A 7,380-nucleotide genomic window follows, 5' to 3' on the forward strand; every position below is an offset into this window, starting at 1 on the left:
CACACCTACCGAATCGCATTTTGTTCCGCCGGCGATTTCGCGAACAGTATCTCCGCCACCAGCAGCAGCGCCCCAATCACGATCGCGCTGTCGGCGATGTTGAACGCCGGCCAGTGATAGCTGCCGAGATAAAAATCGAGGAAATCCACCACGTGTCCGGCCAGCAGCCGGTCCCACAGATTTCCCACCGCTCCGCCAAGAATCAGCGCCAAGCCAACCCCGGTGGTTGTCATGCTGTGGCTGTTCTTCCATAGCAGCGCCGACACCACCGCGAGCGCAAGAATCGAGAACATAACCAGGATGGCGACTTTCCACTCTGAAGACGATTCCGCGAACAGCCCGAAGGCCGCGCCGCTGTTCTGCACGTGCGTCAGACGGAAGAACCCCGGCAGCACGGCCACGCTGTCGTGCAGCGTAATCTTGCCCGCCACCACCCACTTGCTCGCGCGGTCCAGCACCACCACCAGCACGGCAATCAGGAAGTGGTACTTGCGCATGGCATGGCTGCCTTTGCTCGGTTTAGCGTCCATGGGCTCCCGTTTCGATTTCCTTCAAAGCCTCGCTGCAGCGCTCGCATACGGTCGGAAACTTCGGATCGCTTCCCACCTGGGTGGAATAATTCCAGCAACGCTCACATTTTTGGCCAGGAGCCCTGCCGATTTCAACCGTAATCCCGCTACCGCTGCCGTTTCCCGAGGGAGCTGCTGCTAATTGGACGCTGGATACGATAAACAAGTAGCGCAATTCCTTCTCGTGCCGCTGCACCACCTCGTGGAGCGACTCGGGCACGCTCAGCCGCACTTCTGCCTCCAGCCCCGACCCGATCAGCTTTTGGGTGCGCGCCGCCTCCAGCGCTTTCAGCACCTCGTCTCTGACGTGCGACAGGTCCTGCCACTCCGCCATTAGGTCTTGCGTCCCCTTGCTCGATAACGAGAACCCATCGCCGGGTATGCTCTCTGGCTGCGGGAACAAGGCCAGGTGAACGCTCTGCTCGCGCTCCGCAACCTTAGGTAGGAAACCCCAGACCTCATCCGCGGTAAAGCTCATGAGCGGCGCCAGCAGCCTTACCAGCGCCTCGCCGATGCGCCAGATCGCCGTCTGCGCCGAGCGCCGAGCCCGCGAGTTCGGCGCATACGTGTAGAGCCGGTCCTTGAGCACGTCGAACAGCGTCTTGCTCAGCGTGTCCACGCAAAATCCGTTTACGTCCTGGTAAACCCGATGGAAAAGGAAGTCCTTGTACCAGCCGAGCACGCGCTCCGCGATCTGCGCCGTCTGCACCAGCGCTACGCGGTCCAGGTACTGCATCTCCGCGTAGGGCACCGCATCGCGTTGCGGATCGAAATCGTAGAGGTTGCTGACAATGTAGCGAAACGTGTTGCGCAGCTTGCGATAGGTCTCGGCAATGCGCTGCATCAGCGCCTCGTCCGAGCGTACGTCCTCGCGGAAATCCACCGACGCCACCCACAGCCGCACGATCTCCGCCCCCAGCCGCTTGGCGATGTCGACCGGATCCACGTCGTTACCCAGCGACTTGTGCATGGCGCGGCCCTGCATGTCCAGCGTCCACCCGATCGTGCCCACCGTCTGGTACGGCGCTGAATTGCGCGCCCCGATCGAGCACAGCAGGGAAGAGTGGAACCAGCCACGATATTGGTCGCCGCCTTCGATGTACATGTCCGACGGCCACAGCAAATCGCTCGCCGCCTCCTCCACCGCCAGGTAGCTCGATCCGGACTCGAACCACACGTCCACGATGTCCATTTCCTTGCGGAACTGTGTACCGCCGCAGTGGGCGCACTTGGTTCCCGCCGGCACGATCTCTTCCGGCTTGCGCCTGTACCACGCATCCGAACCCTCGCGCCGGAACAATTCCACGATGGCGCGCTGCACAGCGGGCGCGCGCAGAAACTCGTCGCAGCCTTCGCAGAAGATGATGGCGATGGGCACGCCCCACACGCGCTGCCGCGAGATACACCAGTCCGGCCGGGTGCCGATCATGTTGGAAATCCGCTCTTCGCCCCACGCCGGGTCCCACTTCACTTTCTTGATCTCTTCCAGGGCGCGGCTCCGCAACGTCCCGCCGCCCATTTTCGCTTCCATCGAGATGAACCACTGCTCGGTGGCGCGGAAGATCACCGGGTTGTGGCAGCGCCAGCAGTGTGGATAGGAATGCTCGATCTTCTCCGAGTACAGCAGCACGCCGCGGCTCTTCAGCAGTTCAACGATGGAGTCGTTCGCCTGGAACACCGTTTTGCCTTCGTACTCCGGCAAGCCATGGCGCAGGCGTCCGGCCTCGTCCACGTTGCATGTCTGGTCGAGGTGGTATTTCTGCCCGGTATAGAAGTCGTCGGCGCCGTGCGACGGAGCGGTGTGTACCGCGCCCGTGCCTTCCTCCATGTGCACGTAATCGGCGAGGACGCCCAGGATCTGGCGATCCAGGAAGGGGTGCGCAAACATCGCACGCTCCAGCTTCTTGCCGGGGAAGCGTGCCACCGCGTTCTTCTGCAGCCCGCATTTTTCCGCCGTTACTGGCGCCAGCTTCTCGGCGACGATGTACACCTCGCCGCCGGATTCCAGTGCCACGTACTCCTCCTCAGGATGAAACGCCACCGCCATCGAAGCGGGCAGCGTCCAGGGCGTCGTCGTCCAGATGATGGTGAACGCCTTCTTGCCCGCCAGTGCCGGGTCGATTTTCGCCGCCTCGCTGCTCAGCCGGTACTTCACCCACACCGACGGGCTGACGTGGTTCTTGTACTCGACCTCCGCCTCCGCCAGCGCCGTCTCGTCGTGAATGCACCAATAGACCGGACGCAGGCCCTTGTACACCGCGTCCTGCTCAATGAACTTGAACAGCGTATCGATGACCACCGCCTCGTACTCCGGCGTCATCGTCGAATATGGCCGTTCCCACCGCCCGAACACGCCGATGCGCTTGAACTGCTCGCGTTGCAGGTCGAGAAACCTCTCGGCGTACTCGCGACACGCCTGCCGCACCTGGATGGGATCCATCTCCAGCTTCTTGCGCCCCAGCGCCTCGTCCACCTTGATCTCGATCGGCAGCCCGTGACAGTCCCAACCCGGCAGGTACGGCGAATCAAAGCCCGCCATGCTCTTCGACTTCACGATGAAATCCTTCACTGTCTTGTTCAGCGCCGTGCCCAGGTGAATGGGACCGTTGGCGTAGGGAGGCCCGTCGTGCAGCACGTACATGGGCGCCCCGCGCCGCGCTTGCCGGATGAGGTCGTAAATCCCCATCTGCTCCCAGCGTTCCAGCATCTTGGGCTCGTTCTGAGGCAGGTTGGCCTTCATCGAAAACTCGGTTTTCGGCAGGTTGAGCGTGGCTTTCAGTTCTTGCGGCACTCCGACCTCGCCTCTACGATCAGAAATATCATTTCATTATAGCGATCTCTAATTCTAAACAGGTGTCATTCCGAAGCCAGCGAGGAACCGGCTATTCTTGCTTGACGACGACAAACTGGCGCTACGGAAAGGCCGCCCAAACGACACGTTGACGTACTCTCGTACACGTCCGAAAGTACCCCGCAAATTTGTCTCTCCCATGTAAAAACTTCCCCCACCGCGACTCCTGCAGCGGCTCCGTGTTAACTTATACGCACAGGCAGTTAGGATGGCCTCTGTCCGGTTCGCGTCGGCGGGCAAGGTGGTTGCAATAATCTGTGCCCTTCCGGCAGGCGGGGCCGTCCAATGAGAGAACAACTTGGCACCAGATGTGCTCATCCCCTTACCAGGGCAAGGCTCCGGCTAACCAGAGAAGATTGGCCAGAGTGACCTAATCGGGATTTCACTTACATGGAACAACCGTTACAACCATCGGATGCTGAAGTTCAGCGGCCTGCCGCTGTTCCTGAACTCAATCTACTGCTTCCCCAAGATCAATTTGACTTGCCGCTGTGGCAGTCGCTGCGGCGGCAAATCCACGACTGGCGTCATCCCGAGAAGCTGCCTCCCCTCCGCCTGACCTCCAGACCGGTCCCGGTGCGCGAAATCTGGGGCGATTACAATTACAAGAAGCGCGGCATTCTCGGTTCGACCTGCGCCCACCTGGTCGTGATCGGCGGCCTGATTGCTGTCTCCATCGCCGGCGCTAGGGTCGTCCAGCAGGCGCAGCAGCCCACCGTCTCCATCGTGGCGCCCGACATTTCCGAATACATGCCGCTCTCGTCCAAGAAGAACGACACCATCGGCGGCGGTGGCGGCGGCGGCGATCGCGATAAGCTTCCTGCCCCCAGGGGACGTCTGCCCAGGTTCGCCATGGAGCAGTTCACCCCCCCGGCGATGGTCATCCGCAACGACCATCCCAAGCTCCCCATGGAGCCCACGGTCGTGGTTCCGCCACAAGTGAAGATTGCGCAGGCGGCGATGCCCAACTTCGGCGATCCCAAGGCGCCGATTGGCCCGCCCTCTAACGGCACCGGCTCGGGTGGCGGCATCGGCTCAGGCTCCGGCGGTGGCGTTGGCTCGGGCGAAGGACCGGGCGTCGGTCCCGGTCGCGGCGGAGGCATTGGCGGCGGCGTCTTCCGGGTTGGCGGCGGCGTCTCCGCTCCCCGCGCCCTCCAGACTCCTGATCCCGAGTACTCCGAAGAGGCCCGCAAGGCCAAGTACCAGGGCACCGTGGTGCTGTGGCTGATCGTCGACACGAACGGTCGCCCACAACAGTTGAGGGTCGCCCGCTCCCTCGGCATGGGCCTGGACCAAAAGGCCATGGAGGCCGTGCGCCAGTGGAAGTTCGAGCCTGCGATGAAGGACGGCCGCCCCGTGGCGGTCCAGATCAACGTCGAAGTGAACTTCAGGCTTTACTAGAAACATTCGCTGTAGCGAATTCAAACAAAGGGAGAAGCTAACCGGCTTCTCCCCTTTTACTTTTTATCTTCGGATCCTGTCCTCAGCCTTGGCCGATGTGCTAAAGGGCACGACTCTGCGCCGCTCCGTATTCTAATTCACGCCGAAATCGGGAGCCCCAGTCTTCAGTTGAAGGTTTCTCCGGAGATGAAACAGGTGACGGCCCCAAAGCCCGCGGTCGAATTACGTTGTGCAACCAACACAAATCTGCCCGACGGAGCATAGGCGTTTACCTCCTGGTTCACCACCGATACATGGCCATCCGGATTCGTGACGAGCGGGAAAGGGGTTGCCGCCGGTGTAATGAATTCCGCCAGTTCGGACGGGGACGACAGCAAAGCGATACGAACATTGTCCGCGGATTGACTTACGGCGCGGCAGGAGATGAAGTCTACCCGGAAACTCGATCCTTGCGTCACGTTGTAAGAAATCGAACCCGTACTCCCTTGCTGCAGTTCGATAGAACCGTCGTTGAATTCTCCGACTAACGTAAACTGCAACGGAGTTCCCTGGCTCGGCGCGTTGGCGAGCGTAACCGGCACTGGCGTGTTGCCGATAGTGACCGGCAAGGGCGACTCGGGAAGGGTGACCGGCAAGGGCGTGTTGCCAATGTTCACGATACCGCTGACGGTGGGGCCGGCTTGCGTCGGCGTTGCGTTAACTCCCGCGATAATCGCGACCATCACGCTCAGCCCCAGGATGGATACTGCATATCGGTTCAGTCGATTCATTCTCTCCTCCGCGTGCTAGTGAAAATTCCAGACTTCCAAGGCTGCTCTTACGGGTAATACGGCCGGCCTAACTCTTGTGTATTTTCATGTCCACGCTAGTGTCCTCTCCAAACCGGATTGTCTCCCGCACAGGAAGTGGCCTCGATGCCTTCGCCCCCCACAAGAGTGGCGGATTCTTATACCGGCTCCGAAAATGTCGTGACAAGTGGCCTTTTTTCTCCCAGTGCTGTGGTTGGTGGACCCCTACGCCCACTCGCAGAATGTCAGGGTCGCCCGCCCGCTCGGCTTGCGCCCGGATCGGAAGGCTAGGGATGGCGTGCGCCCGTGGAGGTTCGAGCCCGCCCTGAAGGACGGCCGCCCGGTGGCGCTGCAGATCAACGTCGAAGTAAACTTCAGGCTCTACGAGAATAGTTCGCTGTAGCAATTACAAGCGAAAAGGAGAGAGGTAACCGGCGTCTCTCTTTCGTTTTTTGCGGCGTTCGCATGCGACCGCCCTCTCCGACCGTCTTTTCGTCCTGATTGACTCCATTCGATTCCGCCGCTCCGGGTCTGGCAACCTGCAGACGATCCACTATGTGTGAAAAAGGAGACAGGCGATATATCATGCATCCGCCCGGCATCCCCCAAACCTGTCTCCGTCTTTCGGCTCTACGGGAGGTATGCAAAGGCCATGCCATCTGCATTCTGGATAATCGGCGCTTTCGGCTGTCGATCCCAGCGCCTCGTCACCCAGGTCCTCGCTTTGCTCCTTGCTACTTTCGTGGCAGGGGCGACTGTGGCGAGCGGCGCCTCTGGTCATCCAGAAGCGGAAGTGCTTCCCAATTCCGTAGAGTTGCTGCCAGGTGGCCAGAGGACGCGGGTGTTAGTAGTGTTGCGGAATGCGACCGAAGCGAGCCTGCGCGATGTGGGACTGTCGTGGCTGAACGATGAGGCAGTGAAAATATCCGCAGCCTCCTCTCTGCATTTGGCAAGCTTGGCGCCACATGCGGAGACGGCTTGGACGCTTGAGTTCTCCCAGGCGGGGCTTGACCCAGTTACAGGCTCGGTTCGCTTGCGAATCGATTACAAGGAGGAGTCGGTCCCGAAGATTGTCGCCTTGTCTGTGCCCGTAAAGAGCCGTGAACCTGCCTTGATGGACAGTTATCTCGACGCGAAGATCGAGACCACTCTGGAAACACTTGATACCTATCACCGGGGCAAGGTCAACTTGTTGCTCACGAACAAGCTGGGGCGAAAACTTTTGTTGAACATCCAGGCCAGCGGTCCCGATTTCATTTGCTTTCCTGCGGACCAGAAGGATTGCGGTTCGGGGGCGGTGGCGGAGAGTGTTGGTTTAATGCGGAGGCTTGCTGCCGTATTTCGCAGAGGCGCTAGTGCCGGCGAAAAAACACCTTCGCAGACTGAACGTCGGGGAATTGAGATTGAACCTTATCAGACCCGCGTGGAGGTATTCGAGGTCGGCGCCAAAGAGAGAGTGGAGCCCGGAAAATATCTGCTGGCCTTTGAAATCTTTCTCACGCCGAGCGGCACTCAGTCTGTCACCCGCAGCGTGGTGAAGACTCAGGTAGTTGAAGTCGGCGTGCTCGAAGACTGCATTCGTGAGGATTTGAACAAGCGCGCCCCCCGCATGATGGCTGTGCTCCGTCCACTGAAACTGATCATCGATAATTATCCGGAAAACCAGGTTGAAGAGTTTGAGACTGTAAACAATCCGGAAGACGTCACGATGGGATCTCGCACAATTCCGTTTTCGAAGATTTTGTATATCGAGCAGGACGACTTTCGCGAA

Annotated in this window: 6 protein-coding genes; 3 read left to right on the forward strand and 3 right to left on the reverse strand. The window is 60.1% G+C overall.

Going from position 1 to position 7,380, the window contains the following annotated elements; translation table 11 throughout:
- Positions 1 to 5 precede the first annotated feature (5 nt).
- Complete coding sequence (lspA, locus tag LAN64_08525) at positions 6 to 530, reverse strand: signal peptidase II (GenBank protein ID MBZ5567880.1); 525 nt, start codon at positions 528 to 530, stop codon at positions 6 to 8.
- The gene (gene ileS, locus LAN64_08530) at positions 520 to 3,309 is read right to left on the reverse strand and encodes an isoleucine--tRNA ligase (protein ID MBZ5567881.1); all 2,790 of its coding nucleotides are present in this window, start codon (positions 3,307 to 3,309) and stop codon (positions 520 to 522) included. The genes lspA and ileS overlap by 11 nt, the downstream gene beginning before the upstream one ends.
- A 501-nt stretch (positions 3,310 to 3,810) precedes the next feature.
- On the opposite strand from ileS, the gene LAN64_08535 reads away from it, so the two are divergent.
- Positions 3,811 to 4,821, forward strand: a complete 1,011-nt coding sequence (locus LAN64_08535; GenBank protein ID MBZ5567882.1) for an energy transducer TonB — start codon at positions 3,811 to 3,813, stop codon at positions 4,819 to 4,821.
- A gap of 164 nt (positions 4,822 to 4,985) precedes the next feature.
- Here the strand turns inward: LAN64_08535 and LAN64_08540 are convergent, their stop codons facing one another.
- Positions 4,986 to 5,591 carry a hypothetical protein gene (locus tag LAN64_08540; GenBank protein ID MBZ5567883.1) on the reverse strand — a complete coding sequence of 202 codons (606 nt, stop codon included), beginning with the start codon at positions 5,589 to 5,591 and terminating at the stop codon, positions 4,986 to 4,988.
- 205 nt (positions 5,592 to 5,796) lie between these two features.
- On the opposite strand from LAN64_08540, the gene LAN64_08545 reads away from it, so the two are divergent.
- Positions 5,797 to 6,012 carry an energy transducer TonB gene (locus tag LAN64_08545; protein ID MBZ5567884.1) on the forward strand — a complete coding sequence of 72 codons (216 nt, stop codon included), beginning with the start codon at positions 5,797 to 5,799 and terminating at the stop codon, positions 6,010 to 6,012.
- 249 nt (positions 6,013 to 6,261) lie between these two features.
- The coding region (locus LAN64_08550; protein MBZ5567885.1) for a hypothetical protein at positions 6,262 to 7,380 on the forward strand (1,119 nt) is incomplete at its 3' end.

It is taken from the genome of Terriglobia bacterium, assembly GCA_020073185.1.
Classification (GTDB): domain Bacteria; phylum Acidobacteriota; class Terriglobia; order Terriglobales; family Acidobacteriaceae; genus JAIQGF01.